Here is a 17221-nt window from a genome sequence, read left to right as displayed (position 1 = left end):
GAGGCTACGTCAGGAAGTCGCGGGCGATGTTCGCGGCCGCCTCCTCCAGGAGGGGGCCCGCGTTCGCCATGGACTTCGCGGGGTCCGGCTCCAGGTCGGCGAGGGGGTAGGCGCGGCGGATGCCGGCCCCGCCGAGGGCCTCGGCGGGGAGGGCGAGGCGGCCGCAGACCGCGACGACCTCCTTGCCGGCCGCGCGGGCCGCGGCGGCGACGCCCGCCGGGGCCTTGCCGTGGAGGGTCTGCTCGTCGAGGGAGCCCTCGCCGGTGACGACGAGGGTGGCGCGCTCCAGGGCGGGGGCGAAGCCGAGGACCTCCAGCATCAGCTCGATGCCGGGGCGGAAGCTCGCGCCGAGGATGAGGGCGCCGTAGCCGATGCCGCCGGCGCCGCCCGCGCCGGGCGCGAGCGCGGCCTCGGCCGCCTTGGGGCCGATCGCCTTCTCCAGGACGGTGGCGAAGTGGGCGAGGGCCGCGTCGAGGGTCCGGACGTCGTCCGGGGTCGCGCCCTTCTGCGGGCCGTAGACGGCGGGGGCGCCCTTGGGGCCGGTGAGCGGGTTGTCGACGTCGCTCGCGAGGATCAGGTCGACCTCGGCGAAGCGGGGGTCGAGGCCGGTGAGGTCGGCCGTGGCCAGGTCGGCGAGGGCCGCTCCGCCGGGGCCGACGGGCTCGCCGTCCGCGTCGAGGAAGCGGGCGCCGAGCGCGGCGAGCATGCCGGCGCCGCCGTCGGTGGTGGCGCTGCCGCCGACGCCGAAGACGACGGTGGCCGCGCCGGCGTCCAGGGCCGCGCGGAGCAGTTCTCCGGAGCCGTGGGTGGTCGCGGTGAGCGGGGCGAACACGCCGTCCGGGAGGAGCTGGAGGCCGGAGGCCTCCGCCATCTCGACGACCGCGGTGGTGCCGCGCAGCGCGAACGCGGCGGTGACCGGTTCGCCGATCGGCCCCGTCACCGTCACCTCGTGGCGCTCGAACCCGGCCGCGACGGCCGCCGCGACGGTGCCGTCGCCGCCGTCCGCGACGGGCAGCGTCTCCACCTCCAGGTCCGGGACGACCCGTCGCAGGCCTGCCGTGACCCGCTCGGCGACCTCCACGGCCGTGAGCGAACCCTTGAACTTGTCGGCCGCCACGAGCACGCGAGCGACCGTTGCTGCTCCGTCCGTCACCTTGCATCCCTTGCTTTCGAACGTGCAGTCGCGCCGCCGCCGACCCTATCCGGAGCCCCGGACGGCGTGCCACCCCCTGATGTGCGGATATTCCGCACCATAGTGGGGTCGCATGAGCACGGAACCGAGCGAGCGGGCCCCGGCGGATCCGGACGGGCGGTACGCGCCCGACGGCAGGGTCATCGGGATCGGGGCCGCGGCCGTCGTCGCGGCCGTGGCCTGGGCGGCCCTCGGCGAGGACTCCTTCGACAGCGCCTCGTCCACGACCCTGGAGTGGGTCCTCGCCAACTTCGCCTGGCTGTTCGTGGTCGCGGCGGACGTCTTCCTGGTCCTGTGCGTGGTCCTCGCGCTGAGCCGGTTCGGCCGGATCAGGCTGGGCCGGGACGACGACGAGCCCGAGTTCACGACCCTGGCGTGGATCGCGATGATGTTCAGCGCCGGCATGGGCATCGGCCTGATGTTCTACGGGGTCGGGGAGCCGCTCCAGCACTTCCTGGACCCGCCGCCGGCGAGCGGGGCGCCGGCGGGGACGGGCGCGGCGGCCCTCACCGCCATGGAGTACTCGTTCTTCCACTGGACGCTGACCCCCTGGGCGATCTACGGCGTCGCGGGGCTCGCCCTGGCGTACGCGGGCTTCCGCAAGGGCCGGGGGAACCGGCTGAGCTCCGCCTTCGTGCCGCTGATGGGGGCGCGGCGGGCGGACTCCTGGCCGGGCCGGGCGATCGACCTGCTCGCGGTGTTCGCGACCGTGTTCGGCACGGCGACGAGCCTGGGGCTCGGCACCCTCCAGGTGGCCGAGGGGCTGAACCTGACGGCGGGCGTGGAGAACACGACGCGCGTGCAGCTGATCATCATCGTGTCGCTGTCGGCGGCCTTCGTCCTGTCGGCCTTCTCGGGCCTCCACAAGGGCGTGAAGTGGCTCTCCACCCTGAACGTGGTCCTCGCGGCCGGTCTGATGCTCTTCGTGTTCCTGCTCGGGCCGACCGTCTACGTCCTGGACACGATCCCGGCCTCCGTCGGCGGCTACCTGCACGAGCTGCTGCCGATGGCGAGCCGGACCGGTGCGTTCACCGACCGCGACTGGCTGGGGGCGTGGACGATCTTCTACTGGGCGTGGTGGCTGTCCTGGGCGCCGTTCGTCGGCACGTTCATCGCCCGGATCTCGCGGGGCCGGACGGTCCGGGAGTTCCTGGTGGGGGTGCTGCTCGTGCCGTCGGGGGCGACGGTGGTGTGGTTCTGCGTGATGGGCGGGACGGCGATCCGGCTGGAGTCGACGGGCGCGGCGGACCTGGCGTCGGCGGTGGAGGACGGGGCGGAGGCCTCGCTGTTCGCGATGCTGGAGGCGCTGCCGCTGGGCACGGTCACCTCGGTCGTGGCGATGCTCCTGGTGATGATGTACTTCATCACCAGCGCCGACTCGGCCTCGCTCGTGATGGGTTCGCTGACGAGCCGCGGCTCGCTCCATCCGCCGACCTGGCTGGTGGTGACCTGGGGCGTCCTGATGGCCGCCGTGGCGGCGGTGCTGCTGGTGGCGGGCGGCCTGGACTCGTTGCAGACGGCGACGATCCTGGTGGCGCTGCCGTTCGTGGTGGTGATGCTGGTGCTCTGCTGGGCGCTCGTGAAGGAGCTGCGGGAGGACCCGGGGGCGGGCCCGGCCCGGCACCACGCCCTGCACGGTCTGCGGGACGCGGTGCGGTCCATGGTCGGCGAGGCGATGACCGAGCGGGGCGGCGACCGCCACCCCCGGCTGCGGCGCGCGGCGCGGGCCCGCGGCGACGCGGAGCCCCCGGACCGGGAGGGCTGAGGTCCCGGGTCCCCTCCGGGGCCGGTGGTCTCAGCCCTGCTGCGGTTCCGGCGGGACGATCTCCCCGGTGCGGACCGGTTCGTCGCGGCCGGCGACCCGGGCCTCGGTGCGGTGACCGCGGGCGATGTAGTCGCGGACGACCGCCTCGACGGCGTCCTGCGGGTTGTTGACGCCCGCCAGGACCATGACTTCCACGACGAGTTCGGCGTCGAGCGCGATGTTCACCTTGGCCATGCCGGGAACCTAACACCCCGGCGGGGGAAGGGTGTCGGGTTCGGACGGGAAAGGGCGGCGGGCTCGTACGGGACGGGGCGGCGGGCTCAGAAGAGGGCGTCGGGCTCCTTCGCGCCCGACTCGAAGGCCAGGAGCCGCTGCTTGCGGTCGAGGCCGCCGCCGTAGCCGGTGAGGCCGCCGACGCCGACCACCCGGTGGCAGGGGACGATGATGCTGACGGGGTTCTTGCCGTTGGCGAGGCCGACGGCGCGGGAGGCGCCGGGGTTCCCCAGCTCCTCGGCGAGTTCGCCGTACGTCCGGGTCTCCCCGTACGGGATGAGGTTCAGCCGCTCCCAGACGCGGAGCTGGAACGGGGTGCCGACCAGGTGGAGCGGCAGGTCGAACGCGGTGAGTTCGCCGGCGAAGTAGGCGTCGAGCTGGCGGACCGCCTCGCCGAAGGGGCGCGGGTCGGGTGCGCCGAAGGTCTCCTCGGGCGGGCGGTGGCGCTGGCCGGTCATGTGGACGCGGCTGAGGACGCCGTCGACGGCGACGAGCGTCAGCGGCTCGTAGGGGCTGTCGACGACGGTGTGCTGGACGGTGGGCACGGGGTGACCTCCTCAGGAGGGCAGGTGGTTGATCGGGTGGGAGTCGGTCGCCCAGAGGTACTGGACGGCGTAGGCGCGCCAGGGGCGCCAGTGCGCGGCGCGGGCGGTCAGCGCGGCCGGGGTGCCGGGCAGGCCGAGGCCCTCGGCGGCGCGGCGGACGCCGAGGTCGCCGGGGAGGAAGGCGTCGGGGTCGCCGAGGGCCCGCATGGCGATGATCTCGGTGGTCCAGGGGCCGAAGCCGGGCAGGGCGAGCAGCCGGGCGCGGGCCTCCTCGCGGTCGTCGGCGGGGCCGAGGGGGAGGGTGCCGTCGGCGAGGGCCCGGACCAGGGTGAGCAGGGTGGTGCGGCGGCTGCGGGGCAGGGCCAGGGTCTCGGGGTCGAGGGCGGCGAGCGCCCCGGGCTCCGGGAAGAGGTGGGTGAGGCCGCCCTCGGGGTCGTCGACCGGGGTGCCGTGGGCGGCGACGAGCCGGGCGGCGTGGGTGCGGGCGGCGGCGGTGGAGACCTGCTGGCCGAGGACGGCCCGTACGGCGAACTCGGCGGGGTCGACGGAGCCGGGCACCCGGCGGCCGGGGGCGGCGTCGACGAGCGGGGCGAGCAGCGGGTCGGCGCGCAGCCGCTCGTCGACGGCGACGGGGTCGGCGTCGAGGTCGAGGAGCCGGCGGCAGCGGCTGATCGCGTGGGTGAGGTCGCGCGGGTCGGTGAGGGAGAGCCGGCAGGCGATGTGGTCGGCGCGGGGGGCGAGGGCGACGACGCCGTGCCCGTACGGGAGGTTCAGGGTGCGGCGGTAGGCGCCGTCCCGCCACTCCTCGACGCCGGGGACGGTGGTGGCGGCGAGGTGGCCGAAGAGGTTGGAGGGTTCGAGGGGGGTGCGGAACGGCAGCCGGAGGGTGAGGGCGCCGGAGGCGGGGGCCCGCCGTCCGGCCGGGCGGGCGGCGCGGGCGCGCAGCTCGCCGGGGGTGAGGGCGAAGACCTCGCGGACGGTGTCGTTGAAGGTGCGGATGGAGGAGAACCCGGCGGCGAAGGCGACCTCGCCCAGGGGCATGGGGGTCGTCTCGATGAGGACCCGGGCGGTCTGGGCGCGCTGGGCGCGGGCCAGGGCGAGGGGTCCGGCGCCGAGTTCGGCGAGGAGCTGGCGCTCGATCTGGCGGGTGGACCAGCCGAGCCGCCGGGCGAGCCCCGGGACGCCCTCCCGGTCGACGACGCCGTCCTGGATGAGCCGCATCGCGCGGGCGACGGCGTCGGCCCGGACGTTCCACTGGGGAGAGCCGGGGCTGGTGTCGGGCCGGCACCGCTTGCAGGCCCGGAAGCCGGCGCGCTGGCAGGAGGCGGCGCTGGGGTGGAACTCCATGTTCTCGGGCTTGGGCGGGACGACCGGGCAGCTCGGCCGGCAGTAGATCCGGGTGGTGCGGACGGCGGTGAAGAACACGCCGTCGAAACGGGCGTCCTTCGACCGGACGGCCCGCACGCAGCGCTCGGTGTCGGTGTGCATGCCTCCATGATCGGGGGCGGACGGCGCCGGGGCTGGCGGAAAAACGACATGGCCGTCCGGCCCCGGGCCCCGGGGGCCTCTACTCGAAGCGGGTGGTGTCCCCCGCTCCCCGGCGGACGATCTCGGGCTCGCCGCTGGAGAAGTCGACGACGGTGGTGGGCTCGGTGCCGCAGTCGCCGGAGTCGAGGACCGCGTCGACCTGGTGGTCGAGCCGCTCCTTGATCTCCCAGCCCTGGGTCAGCGGCTCCTCCTCGTCGGGCAGGAGGAGGGTGCTGGAGAGCAGCGGCTCGCCGAGTTCGGCGAGGAGGGCCTGGGTGGCGACGTGGTCGGGGATGCGGACGCCGACCGTCTTCTTCTTGGGGTGGAGGAGCTGGCGCGGCACCTCCTTGGTGGCGGGCAGGATGAAGGTGTACGGGCCGGGGGTGGCCGCCTTGACGGCGCGGAAGACGTCGTTGTCGATGTGCACGAGCTGCCCGAGCTGGGCGAAGTCCCGGCACATCAGGGTGAAGTGGTGGCGGTCGTCGAGGTCGCGGATCGTCCGGATGCGGCTGATGCCGTCGCGGCTGCCCATGCGGGTGCCGAGCGCGTAGCAGGAGTCGGTCGGGTACGCGACGAGCGCCCCGTTCCGGATGCTGTCGGCCACCGTGGAGATGGTGCGCGGCTGCGGGTTGTCGGGGTGCACGTCGAAGTACTTGGCCATGGGAGCCAGTCTAATTTTCGCGGGCGGAGGCGCGCAGCCGCCGCCAGACCGCCTTCGCCGCGTTGTGCCCGGACATGCCGTGCACGCCGGGGCCGGGCGGGGTGGCGGAGGAGCAGAGGAAGACCGCGGGGTGCGGTGTGTCGTAGGGGCGGAGCGACAGGGTGGGGCGCAGCAGGAGCTGGAGGCCGCGGGCGGCGCCGCAGGCGATGTCGCCGCCGACGTAGTTGGCGTTGTGCGCGGCGAGTTCGGGCGGTCCCGCGGTGGCGCGGGCCAGGATGCGGTCGCGGAAGCCGGGGGCGAAGCGCTCGATCTGGCGCTCGATCGCCTCGGTGAGGTCGCCGCGCCAGCCGTTGGGCACGTGGCCGTAGGCCCAGAAGACGTGCTTGCCCTCGGGGGCGCGGGAGGGGTCGACGAGGCTGGGCTGGGCGGTGATGAGGAAGGGGGCGTCGGGGGCGGTGCCGGAGGAGGCCTGGTTCAGGGCGGTGCCGATCTCGCCGGCGGTGGGGCCGATCTGGACGGTGCCGGCGCGCCGGGGCTCCTCGGCGGTCCACGGCACGGGTCCGTCGAGTGCGTAGTCGACCTTGAAGGCGGCGGCGCCGTACCTGTAGTGGTCGTAGTGGCCGCCGAAGCCGGCGATCCGGGCGAGGGCGGTGGGCGAGGTGTCGAAGACGTAGGCGCGGGCCGGCGGCAGGTCGTCGAGGCGCTTGACCTCGAAGTCGGTGTGGACGGCGCCGCCGAGGTCCTTCAGGTAGGCGGTGAGGGCGTCGGAGATGGACTGCGAGCCGCCCCGGGGCAGTGGCCAGCCGCCGGCGTGGGCGGCGAGCGCGAAGACGAGGCCGACGGCGCCGGTGGCGAAGCCGTCGAGCGGGGCGATGACGTGGCCGACGAGTCCGGCGAAGAGCGCGCGGGCCTTCTCGTCCCGGAAGCGGCGCATCAGCCAGGTGGAGGGCGGCAGCCCGGCGAGGCCGAAGCGGGCGAGGGTGACCGGGTCGCGGGGCAGCGCGGTGAGCGGCAGTTGCATGAAGTCGGCCGCCAGGGTGTCCCACCTGCCGCGGAAGGGGGCGACGAGCCTGCGGTACGCCCCGGCGTCGCGCGGTCCGAAGGAGGCGGCGGTCTCGGCGACGGAGCGGGCGAGGACGGCGGCGGTGCCGTCGTCCCAGGGGTGGGCCATGGGCAGTTCGGGATGCAGCCACTCCAGGCCGTACCGGTCGAGCGGCATCGTCTTGAAGACGGGCGAGCCGGCGCCGAGGGGGTGGACGGCGGAGCAGGGGTCGTGCCGGAAGCCGGGGAGGGTGAGCTCCTCGGTCCTGGCGCCGCCGCCGACGGTGGACCTCGCCTCGAAGACGGCGACGGAGAGGCCGCGGCGGGCCAGTTCGACGGCGGCGGTCAGTCCGTTGGGCCCCGCCCCCACGACGACGGCGTCGAGCATCGGCGTCCTGTTCGTCACCTGCGGGCTCCTTCGTCAGCCGGTGGCCGGGTTCTCAGGATAGGCGGAGGGGTGCGGCGGTCTCACCGCCCCCCGAGGAGGGTCCGTATCCGCTCGGCGGTCGCCGCGTCCCGGGCCGCGGTGAACGGCAGCGCGTTGCCGCCGGTGACGCGGAAGGGCTCCCCGGCGAGCGTGGTGTCCGCGCCGCCCGCCTCGGCGACCAGGAGGAGTCCGGCCGCGTGGTCCCAGGCGTACTCCCAGGAGAAGGCGACCCCGGAGAGCACGCCGCGCGCGACGGCGAGGTATTCGAGTCCGGCGGAGCCGCAGGGGCGGGGGCGGACGCCGTCGGTGTCCAGGCCGAGCAGGGCGCGCTTCTGCTCCGGGGTGGTGTAGTCGGGGTGCGAGGAGGCGACCTCCAGGACCTCGCCGGGCGCGGGCGAGCCGGAGCGCAGCGGCTCCCCGTTCAGCGTGGCGCCGCGGCCGCGCACCGCGACGGCCATCTCCTCCAGGGCGGGCGCGTACGTCCAGGAGGCGAGGACCTCGCCGTGCCGGGCGAGGGCGACGAGGGTGCAGAAGGCGGGGTCGCCGTGGACGAACTGGCGGGTGCCGTCGACGGGGTCGACGATCCACACGGGCGTGTCGCCGCGCAGCGCGTCGTAGACCGCCGGATCGGCGTGGACGGCCTCCTCGCCGACGACCACGGAGCCGGGGAGCAGCGCCGTGAGGGAGGCGGTGAGGTGGGCCTCGGCGGACCGGTCGGCGACGGTGACCAGGTCGTGCGGGCCGTTCTTCTCGACGATCTCGTGGGCGGCGAGCTGCCGGAAGCGGGGCATGATCTCGGCGGCGGCGGCCTTGCGGACCGCCTCCTCCACCTCGGTCGTACCGCCGGCGAGGACGTGCTCAAGGAAGTCTTCGATCATGTGTCCAGCTAAGCACGGGGCTCCGACAACCGGTACGGCTCCCGCGCGGCGGCCCCCGAGCTCCAGTCCGGTCGCCGCGCCCGGGTGACCGGAGGCCGTCCGGTTCGTTGATGCCGACGCGGGCCGGAAGCGCGCGTGGAGGACGCTCGGAAGAAACGTCTTTGCACGCCGGTGGCCCGGAGAAGACGGTGTCGACGGTTCGGAGTTCTCCATGGAATGGGCGCGGAAGGTCGTGGCCGCGGTCGCGGGCGCGGTGATGGGCGTGAGCCCGCTCGGGATCGCACCGGCGTACGCGGTCGTCGGCGGCCAGGAGGCCCGGCCGCACCAGTACCCCTTCATGGCGGGGCTCGTGGACCTGAGGGAGCGGCGGGTGATGTGCGGCGGGGCGCTGATCGGCGACCGGTACGTGCTGACCGCCGCGCACTGCCTGACGGGCTCGTACGGCAGCACGGCGCGGGTGGGCGTGCTCCTCGGCGACCACGACCTGACGACCGGGGCCGACAGCCCGAACGCGATCCTCGCCTCCCCCGCCCGGTTCCTGACGCACCCGGAGTACGACCCGGAGACCCAGCGGAACGACATCGCGCTCGTCCGGCTGGCCGAACCGGTCGCGTTCGGCCGGGACGTGGCCCCGGTCGCCCTCCCCTCGGCGTACGCGCACGGCACCTTCGACCACACGCAGGTCGAGGCCCCCGGCTGGGGCGCCACCTCGTTCGGCGGACCCGCCTCCGACGTCCTGCGGACGGTGACACTCGGCACCATGAGCAACCGGACGTGCGTCACCCGGGGCATGTCCCGGGTGACGTCCGCCCAGCTCTGCACGTACGCCCCCGGCCGGGACACCTGCCGGTACGACTCCGGCGGCCCCCTCGTCCACACGGCGGCCCGGAAGCCCCACCTGGTCGGCCTGGTCTCCTACGGGCGGGGGTGCGCCACCGACACCCCCGCCGTGAACACCCGCGTCTGGTCGTACCTCACCTGGATCGGGCAGGTGACCGGGCTGCCGTCCCGCGCCTCATGAGGGCGGTGTACAGGAGCAGGGAGGCGGCGAGGCCCACCGCCCAGCCGTAGTCGGCGAGCGGCTCGAGGAAGGGGATCAGGCCGTCCTCGGGGAACGGGCCCGTGCCCGGGGCCGAGTGGGAGCCGCCGACGGCGAGGATCCCGCCGACCGCGAAGGCGAGGACGGCGACCGGGTTCCAGCCGCCCCGGTACCAGTAGGGGCCGTCGGCCCGGTAGAGCCCTTCGAGGTCGAGGACGGTGCGGCGGACGAGCCAGTAGTCGGCGATGAGGATGCCGGCGACCGTGCCGAGGAGCCCGCCGACCAGACCGAGCCAGGTGAAGATGTAGAGCTCGGGGGTGGCGGTGAGCTTCCACGGCATGATGACCACGCCGACGACCCCGGTGATCAGCGCGCCCGTGCGGAAGTCGATCAGCTTCGGGGCGAGGTTGGCCAGGTCGTACGCCGGGGAGACGACGTTCGCCGCGATGTTCACCGACAGGGTCGCGACCAGGACCGTCACCAGGGCGAAGAGCAGCCCGAAGACGTTGTCGGTCTTGGCCGCGAGCGCCACCGGGTCCCAGACGGGCGCTCCGTACACGGCCTGGGAGCCGGAGGTGACGAGCACCGAGAGCAGCGCGAAGAGCGTCATGGTGGTGGGCAGGCCGAGGGTCTGGCCCCACACCTGGGCGCGCTGGCCCGCGCCGAAGCGGGTGAAGTCGGGGATGTTGAGGCTGAGGGTGGCCCAGAAGGCGATCATGCCCATCAGGGACGGGAAGAAGACGGGCCAGAAGTCGGCGCCCCAGCCGAGCTTCGAGGGCTGGTCGAGGAGCGGCCCGAGGCCGCCGGCCTTGACGGAGACCCAGACGAGGAGGACGAGCGCGCCGACGATGACGAAGGGCGCGGCCCAGTTCTCGAAGCGGCGCAGGGCTTCCATGCCCCGGTAGATGATGGCGAGTTCGAGGGCCCAGAAGAGGACGAAGCAGAGCCAGAGGGTCCAGGGCTGGCCGCCGATCCGCGACGCCTCCGACCAGCCGCCGAAGACCTTGTCGAGCAGGATGAAGACGCCCTGGCCGCCGATCCAGGTCTGGATGCCGAACCAGGCGCAGGCGACCCCGGCGCGGATCAGCGCGGGGAGGTTGGCGCCGCGCAGCCCGAAGGAGGCGCGGGCGAGGACGGGGAAGGGGATGCCGTACTTCGGCCCGGCGTGCCCGGTGAGGAGCATCGGCAACAGGACGATCACGTTGGCCAGGGCGATGGTGAGGACGGCCTGCTTCCAGTCCATGCCGAGGGCGACGAGACCGGAGGCGAGCATCCAGGAGGGGATGTTGTGGGCCATGCCGACCCAGAGGGCGGTGAAGTTGTACGTGGTCCAGCGGCGCCGTTCGACGGGGACGGGGAGCAGGTCGTCGTTGACGAAGCGGGGGTCGGCCGGGACCGTGCCGGGCGCGAGCTCGACACGGTCGTCGGCTATGGCGGGTCTTCCCGCGGGGGTGGTGGCGGTCATGGCGGCGGAACCCTTCGTTCGGCGGGGGACGGAACGAGCCGTGCGGGGCGTGCGGGTTCGGGAGGGGCGGGTTACGGGGCGGGCGCCGAGAGGGGGCGGGTCACGGAGCGAGCGCCGGGATGACCTCGGAGCCGTACGCGTCGATCGTGGACTCCTTGGCGTCGTGCATCGCGTACACCGCGAACTGGTCCACGCCCATGTCCCGGAGCCGTCGCAGCTTCTCGACGTGGGCCTCGGCGGGGCCGAGGAGGCAGAAGCGGTCGACGATCTCGTCGGGGACGAAGTCGGTGGAGGGGTTTCCGGCGCGCCCGTGGTGGCTGTAGTCGTAGCCGTGCCGGTTCTTGATGTACGCGGTCAGCTCCTCCGGGACCATGTCCGAGTGCTCGCCGTACTTGGCGACCAGGTCGGCGACGTGGTTGCCGACCATGCCGCCGAACCAGCGGCACTGCTCGCGGGCGTGGGCGAGGTCGTCGCCGACGTACGCGGGGGCGGCGACGCAGATCGTGAGGGCGTCGGGGTCGCGGCCCGCGTCGGTGGCGGCCTGCCGGACGGCCTTGACCATCCACTCGGTGAGGAAGGGGTCGGCGAGCTGGAGGATGAAGCCGTCGGCCTTCTGCCCGGCGAGGGCGAGGGCCTTGGGGCCGTACGCCGCCATCCACACCGGCAGCTTTCCGTTCTTGATCCAGGGGATGCGGACCGGGCTGCCGTCGACCTCGGCCTCGCGGCCCTCCGCCAGGTCGCGGATGACGTCGATGGCCTCGCCCAGGCGGGCCAGGGTGTTCGGCCTGCGTCCGGCGACGCGCATGGCGGAGTCGCCGCGGCCGATGCCGCAGACGGTCCGGTTGCCGTACATGTCGTTGAGGGTGGCGAAGGTGGAGGCCGTGACCTCCCAGGTGCGGGTGCCCGGGTTGGTGACCATGGGGCCGACGTGGAGCTTGGTGGTGTGCTCCAGGATCCGGCTGTAGACGACGAAGGGTTCCTGCCACAGCACGGCGGAGTCGAAGGTCCAGCCGTAGCGGAAGCCGTTGCGTTCCGCCCGGCGCATCAGCCCGACGACCTGCGAGGCGGGCGGGTCGGTCTGCAGGACGAGTCCGAAGTCCAAGGCGGGGTCTCCTAGTTCAGGTATTGACAGGTGGAGCGGGGGGTGAAGGCCCCGTGCCCGGCGCGGCCGACGTACGTGCGCTGGTCGATGACGGGCTCGCCGCGCGAGAGGACCGTCTCGACCCGCCCGGTGACGGTCCTCCCCTCGTACGCCGAGTAGTCGACGTTCATGTGGTGGGTCTCGGCCGAAAGCACCTGGGTGGCGTGCGGGTCGTAGATGACGACGTCGGCGTCGGCGCCCGGCGCGAGCGTGCCCTTCTTCGGGTAGAGGCCGAACATCCGGGCCGGGGCGGCGCAGGCGATCTCGATCCAGCGGCGCCGGGAGATGCGCCCGTCGACGACGGCCTGGTGGAGGAGGTCCATGCGGTTCTCCACCCCGGGAAGGCCGTTGGGGATCTTGGAGAAGTCGCCGCGGCCGAGCTCCTTCTGCCCGGTGAAGCAGAAGGGGCAGTGGTCGGTGGAGACCACCTGGAGGTCGTTCGTCCGCAGGCCCCGCCACAGCGCCGCCTGGTGCTCCTTGGGCCTCAGGGGCGTGCTGCACACGTACTTGGCGCCCTCGAAGCCCGGCTCCGCGAGGTTGTCGGTGGAGAGGAAGAGGTACTGGGGGCAGGTCTCGCCGAAGACGGGGAGCCCCTTGTCCCGGGCGGCGGCCAGCTCGGCCACCGCCTCCTGGGCCGACACGTGCACGACGTAGAGCGGGGCGCCGGCCACCCGGGCGAGCTGGATCGCGCGGTGGGTGGCCTCCGCCTCCAGGAGGGCCTTGCGGACCTCGCCGTGGTACCGGGGGTCGGTCTCGCCGCGGGCGAGGGCCTGCTCGACGAGGACGTCGATCGCGATGCCGTTCTCGGCGTGCATCATGATCAGCCCGCCGTTCTCGGCGGAGCGCTGCATGGCGCGCAGGATCTTGCCGTCGTCGCTGTAGAAGACGCCGGGGTAGGCCATGAAGAGCTTGAAGGAGGAGATCCCCTCCTGGACCAGCTTGTCCATCTCCTTGAGCGTGTGCTCGTTGACGTCGGAGAGGATCATGTGGAAGGCGTAGTCGATCGCGCAGACGCCGTCGGCCTTGGCGTACCAGGCGTCGAGTCCCTCGCGCAGGCTGTGGCCCACGGTCTGGACGGCGAAGTCGACGATGGTGGTGGTGCCGCCCCAGGCGGCGGCGCGGGTGCCGGTCTCGAAGGTGTCGGAGGCGAAGGTGCCGCCGAAGGGCAGCTCCATGTGGGTGTGGGCGTCGACGCCGCCCGGGATGACGTAGCGGTCGGTGGCGTCGATGGTCCGGTCGGCGGTCCAGCCGGCCGCCGCGTCCGAGCCGTGGGCCGCGAGGGCGGCCACGCGGCCGTCCTCGATCAGCACGTCGGCGTGGACCTCGTCGGCGGCGGTGACGACCAGACCGCCCCGGATGAGGGTACGGGTGCTCACGGGACTCTCCCTGTCGCTGGGTCGGAACTGCGGGGCGGCCGGCGGGGGCTACAGGGTCCGGAGGGCCGCTTCCAGCAGGGCGGCGCCTTCCTCGGCCTCGGCGACGGTGAGGGAGAGGGGCGGGGCGATGCGCAGGGTGCTGGTGTCGTGCCCGCCGCCCTTGCCGATGAGCAGGCCGTTCTCGCGGGCCGCCTCCAGGACGGCGGCGGCCGCCTCCGGGTTCGCGCGGTCGGTGCCGGGTTCGGTGAGCTCGATGCCGACCATGAGGCCCCGGCCGCGCACCTCCCGTACGGCGGGGACGCCGGCGCACGCGGCCCTGATCCGTTCGATCAGGAGTCCGCCGACCCGGCGCGCGTTGCCCTGGAGGTCGTGCTCCAGGAGGTACGAGAGGTTGGCGAGCCCGGCGGCCATGGTGACCGGCGAACCGCCGAAGGTGGAGATGGAGTTGGCGTCGAGGCAGTTCATGACCTCGGCGCGGGCGACGACCCCGCCGACCGACATGCCGTTGCCGATGCCCTTGGCGAAGGTGAGGATGTCGGGCGGTCCGGCCTGGCCGTGGGCCTGCCAGCCCCAGAAGTGCTCGCCGGTGCGGCCCCAGCCGGTCTGCACCTCGTCCGCGATCCACAGGATGCCGTGCCGGTCGAGGACGCGGCGGAAGGCGGCGTACAGGCCGTCGGGCGGGGAGGTGAAGCCGCCGACGCCCTGGATCGGCTCCGCGATGAGGGCGGCGACGTTCCGGGTGTGCCCGAGGAGGTCTTCGAGGTCGGCGACGCAGGCCTCCACGAACCGCTCGTCGTCGTACTCGGCGTAGGGGCCGCGGGTGCGGACGCCGCCGTGGACGTAGAGCGTCTGGAGCGGGGAGAGGCCGGTGGGCGACCAGGCGCGGTTGCCGGTGATGCCGACGGTGGAGAAGGAGCGCCCGTGGTAGCTGTTGCGCATCGCCAGGATCTGGTTCGAGCCGCGGTACGCGGTGGCCAGGAGGAGGGCGGTGTCGTTGGCCTCGGTGCCGGAGGTGGTGAAGAAGACGCGGGCGTCGGGGATGCCGGAGAGCCCGGCGATCCGCTCGGCCAGTTCCACCATGGGCCGGTTGAGGTAGAGCGTCGAGGAGTGGATGATCCGCCCGGCCTGCTCGGCGACGGCCTTGGTGACCTCGGGCAGGGCGTGGGCGGTCATGGTGGTGAGGATGCCGCCGAAGAAGTCGAGGTACCTGCGCCCCTCGGCGTCCCAGACGTGGCGGCCCTCGCCGTGGGTGATCTCCAGGGGGTCGCGGTAGTAGAGGGCGACCCAGTCGGGGATGACGGCCCGGTGCCGGTCGTAGAGGTCGTTCACGGCTTCACCAGCCCGTCGTACGCGTCGGGGCGGCGGTCCCGGTAGAAGGCCCACTGCTGCCGGACCTGCTCGATGAGGCCGAAGTCGAGGTCGCGGACGACGAGCTCCTCGGCCTTGTCGGAGGCGACGTCGCCGACGAAGCGGCCGCGCGGGTCGACGAAGTAGCTGGTGCCGTAGAAGTCGTTGTCGCCGTACTCCTCGACGCCGACGCGGTTGATCGCGGCGACGAAGTACTCGTTGGCGACGGCGGCGGCCGGCTGCTCCAGTTGCCAGAGGTGGGCGGAGAGGCCGCGGTGGGTGGCGGACGGGTTGTAGACCAACTGGGCTCCGTTGAGACCCAGTTCGCGCCAGCCCTCCGGGAAGTGGCGGTCGTAGCAGATATAGACGCCGACCTTGCCGACGGCGGTGTCGAAGACCGGCCAGCCGACGTTGCCCGGACGGAAGTAGTACTTCTCCCAGAAGCCCTTGACCTGGGGGATGTGGTGCTTGCGGTACTTGCCGAGGTAGCTGCCGTCGGCGTCGATCACGGCGGCGGTGTTGTAGTAGAAGCCCTCGCCCTCGACCTCGAAGACGGGGACCACGATCACCATCCCGGTCTCGCGGGCGAGGTCCCGCATCCGGCTCACGGTCGGCCCGTCGGGCACGGGCTCGGCCCAGCGGTAGTGCTCGGCCTCCTGCACCTGGCAGAAGTAGGGGGCGTTGAACACCTCCTGGAAGCCGATCACCTTCGCGCCCTGCCGGGCGGCCTCCCGGGCGTGTTCCTCGTGTTTGGCGATCATGGATTCGGTGTCGCCGGTCCAGGTCGCCTGGACGAGCGCGGCGCGTACGACGTCGGTCATGAGCTGCTCCTTCGGCACGGCGTCAGAGAGCCTCTACGCACGTAGACGCGGTGCGTAGGAGGAGAACGTAAGCCCCGTCACACCCCGGAGCAAGACCGCCGCAGTGAACCGACCGGGTCGATCATGTTTCATACCCGAGTGGTCCACATCGGACACGTACCGACACGTGGGGAGGCATACGGGTACGCCCACCGGTCCGCTCCGGCCCGGCTCCGGCGCCCGTGACGCCTCAGACGCCCGCCAGGCCCGCCACCCGGAGGGCGTGGAGGAGGTCGCGCTCGCGGGAGGCGGACACCGCGCGGGCCGCGTCGAGGAGTTGGGGGACGAGTCCGCGCGGGTCGGCGCCCGCGAGGCGGGCCGCGTCCTCGGGGGCGCGGACCCGGACGAAGGCGGTCAGGAGGGCGTGGGCCTCGCGGTGGTGCTCCTCGGCGCGCAGGGCGGCGCAGGCTCCGGCCAGCTCCTCGACCGGGCGGGCCACGCCCTGGCGCAGGAGCTGCTCGCAGTCGGCCGTCCGGCCCGCGTCCGCGAGGACGCCGGCGACGGCGGCGAGCCGGTCGGGCGGCAGCGAGGCCGCCTCCCAGAGCAGGGTGGACCAGTCCGCGTCGAGCCCGGCCCGGTGCAGTTCGTCGGCGAGGGCGGGCAGCCGGGCGGGCGGGCCGCCGAGCGCCTCGCAGAGCAGGACGTGGGCCTCGCCGCTGCGGCCCCGGGCGCGGAGCCTGCGCAGGGCGTAGACGGCGTTCGCGGCGGCGCGGGCGGCTTCGGCGGGGTCCTCCCACGGGCCCTCGGCGGGCCGCCCGGCCGACTCCTCGGGCCCGGCGCCGCCGAAGCGGGCGCCCCGGGGCGCCGCGCCCGCCTCCGGGAGCACGGGTACGGGCACGGCCGCCGCCTCTTCCGCCTCGCCACCCTCCTCCAGCCAGGCGTACCGGGCGCCCCGGGGACGGCGCCCGGCCTTCACGGCCCGGCCCGGCTTGGCGGGGGAGCCGGGGGCGGAGTGCGCGGGGGCCGAGGGCGCGGGCGGGTCGGGTGTCGCGGACGGGTCGGGCGTCGCGGACGAGGCCGGAGCGGGGCTCGCCGGAGCGGGGTCCGCCGGAGCACGGCCTGCCGGAGCACGGCCTGCCGGAGCGCGGCCCGTCGGGGCCCGGCCCGCCGACACCGGCCCCCGACCCCTCTCCCCGGCCCCCGCCCCCGCCAGCCGTGCCGTCAGTTCCGCGACGCGGGCGGCGGCGCGGGCGTGGTCGTCGCGGGTCCAGGCGAGGTCGCGCTCCAGGCGGGCGGCCTCCTCGGGGCCGGGCCCCGGAACCGCGCGGAGCCGTTCGTCGAGTTCGCGGGCGCGGGACTCGGCGTACCGGCGTTCGCGCTCCATGAGCTCCCGGCGTTCGGCGAGCGCCGCCGCCGCGCCGGGCCGGCGGTCGTGGGCGCCCGCGGCCGCCGCGTACAGCGCGCGGCCCCGGAGCGCGAAGGGTCCGCCGACGGGCTCTCCGGCGTCCTGGAGCAGGGACGAGACGACGTCCCAGGGCAGGAGTTCCGTACCGTCGAGACAGGCGCGCAGGCCCTCCGGGTCGCGTGCGGCGAAGACCCCGTACCAGCCGGCGTCCGGCCGGAGGCGGGCCGTGAGACCCGCCAGCCAGTGGGTGAACTCGGCGACTTCCGCCGGTTGTTGAGTCACCGTCATGCGTTACGCACCTGCCCCGCAGTCGACTGGAACCGTACGGTCCGCGGGTAT

The 17221-nt window shown here is 74.0% G+C and carries 15 protein-coding genes; 2 read left to right on the top strand and 13 right to left on the bottom strand.

The genetic code is table 11. The annotated features are described in order from the left end of the window. Positions 1 to 4: 4 nt before the first annotated feature. Entirely contained in the window at positions 5 to 1153 is a 1149-nt protein-coding gene (locus ACWGSR_RS09690; RefSeq protein ID WP_453565087.1) for a glycerate kinase, read from the bottom strand. 112 nt (positions 1154 to 1265) lie between these two features. On the opposite strand from ACWGSR_RS09690, the gene ACWGSR_RS09685 reads away from it, so the two are divergent. Beyond that, entirely contained in the window at positions 1266 to 2957 is a 1692-nt protein-coding gene (locus ACWGSR_RS09685; protein ID WP_453565084.1) for a BCCT family transporter, read from the top strand. A gap of 30 nt (positions 2958 to 2987) precedes the next feature. On the opposite strand, the gene ACWGSR_RS09680 is transcribed toward ACWGSR_RS09685, so the two are convergent. The 6 genes from ACWGSR_RS09680 to ACWGSR_RS09655 form a co-directional block, all read right to left on the bottom strand. After that, positions 2988 to 3191, bottom strand: a complete 204-nt coding sequence (locus ACWGSR_RS09680; protein WP_121829062.1) for a type II toxin-antitoxin system VapB family antitoxin — start codon at positions 3189 to 3191, stop codon at positions 2988 to 2990. An 86-nt stretch (positions 3192 to 3277) separates the two neighbouring features. Continuing rightward, the gene (locus ACWGSR_RS09675) at positions 3278 to 3775 is read right to left on the bottom strand and encodes a methylated-DNA--[protein]-cysteine S-methyltransferase (RefSeq protein ID WP_376236064.1); all 498 of its coding nucleotides are present in this window, start codon (positions 3773 to 3775) and stop codon (positions 3278 to 3280) included. A 12-nt stretch (positions 3776 to 3787) separates the two neighbouring features. Then, a complete protein-coding gene (locus ACWGSR_RS09670; protein WP_453565081.1) occupies positions 3788 to 5263 on the bottom strand; it encodes an AlkA N-terminal domain-containing protein in 1476 nt (491 codons plus the stop codon). Positions 5264 to 5342: 79 nt separating this feature from the next. Then, positions 5343 to 5963, bottom strand: coding sequence for an L-threonylcarbamoyladenylate synthase (locus ACWGSR_RS09665; RefSeq protein ID WP_366373879.1), 621 nt, complete (start codon positions 5961 to 5963; stop codon positions 5343 to 5345). Positions 5964 to 5973: 10 nt separating this feature from the next. Then, the gene (locus ACWGSR_RS09660) at positions 5974 to 7392 is read right to left on the bottom strand and encodes a phytoene desaturase family protein (RefSeq protein ID WP_453565402.1); all 1419 of its coding nucleotides are present in this window, start codon (positions 7390 to 7392) and stop codon (positions 5974 to 5976) included. Positions 7393 to 7472: 80 nt separating this feature from the next. Beyond that, the gene (locus ACWGSR_RS09655) at positions 7473 to 8309 is read right to left on the bottom strand and encodes an inositol monophosphatase family protein (RefSeq protein WP_453565077.1); all 837 of its coding nucleotides are present in this window, start codon (positions 8307 to 8309) and stop codon (positions 7473 to 7475) included. A gap of 211 nt (positions 8310 to 8520) precedes the next feature. Between ACWGSR_RS09655 and ACWGSR_RS09650 the strand changes: the two genes are divergently transcribed. After that, positions 8521 to 9330, top strand: a complete 810-nt coding sequence (locus ACWGSR_RS09650) for a serine protease (protein WP_453565074.1) — start codon at positions 8521 to 8523, stop codon at positions 9328 to 9330. Here the strand turns inward: ACWGSR_RS09650 and ACWGSR_RS09645 are convergent. The 6 genes from ACWGSR_RS09645 to ACWGSR_RS09620 form a co-directional block, all read right to left on the bottom strand. Beyond that, the gene (locus ACWGSR_RS09645; protein ID WP_453565072.1) at positions 9284 to 10813 is read right to left on the bottom strand and encodes an NCS1 family nucleobase:cation symporter-1; all 1530 of its coding nucleotides are present in this window, start codon (positions 10811 to 10813) and stop codon (positions 9284 to 9286) included. The two genes, ACWGSR_RS09650 and ACWGSR_RS09645, sit on opposite strands and share 47 nt — an antisense overlap. A gap of 100 nt (positions 10814 to 10913) precedes the next feature. Beyond that, the gene (locus ACWGSR_RS09640) at positions 10914 to 11915 is read right to left on the bottom strand and encodes a TIGR03842 family LLM class F420-dependent oxidoreductase (RefSeq protein WP_453565070.1); all 1002 of its coding nucleotides are present in this window, start codon (positions 11913 to 11915) and stop codon (positions 10914 to 10916) included. Between the two features lie 11 nt (positions 11916 to 11926). Then, the gene (hydA, locus tag ACWGSR_RS09635; protein ID WP_453565068.1) at positions 11927 to 13330 is read right to left on the bottom strand and encodes a dihydropyrimidinase; all 1404 of its coding nucleotides are present in this window, start codon (positions 13328 to 13330) and stop codon (positions 11927 to 11929) included. Positions 13331 to 13378: 48 nt separating this feature from the next. Then, positions 13379 to 14659, bottom strand: coding sequence for an aspartate aminotransferase family protein (locus tag ACWGSR_RS09630; RefSeq protein WP_453565066.1), 1281 nt, complete (start codon positions 14657 to 14659; stop codon positions 13379 to 13381). Beyond that, complete coding sequence (locus ACWGSR_RS09625; RefSeq protein ID WP_376236042.1) at positions 14656 to 15498, bottom strand: nitrilase-related carbon-nitrogen hydrolase; 843 nt, start codon at positions 15496 to 15498, stop codon at positions 14656 to 14658. Before ACWGSR_RS09625 ends, ACWGSR_RS09630 begins: the two co-directional genes overlap by 4 nt. Positions 15499 to 15727: 229 nt before the next feature. Next, on the bottom strand, positions 15728 to 17170 hold the full coding sequence (locus ACWGSR_RS09620; protein WP_453565062.1) for a UL36 very large tegument protein: 1443 nt from the start codon (positions 17168 to 17170) through the stop codon (positions 15728 to 15730). Between the last annotated feature and the right edge of the window lie 51 nt (positions 17171 to 17221).

It is taken from the genome of Streptomyces sp. NPDC055632 (assembly GCF_053618675.1).
Note: the sequence above shows the minus strand (reverse complement) of the source record. Positions and strands in the feature narration are given on the sequence as shown.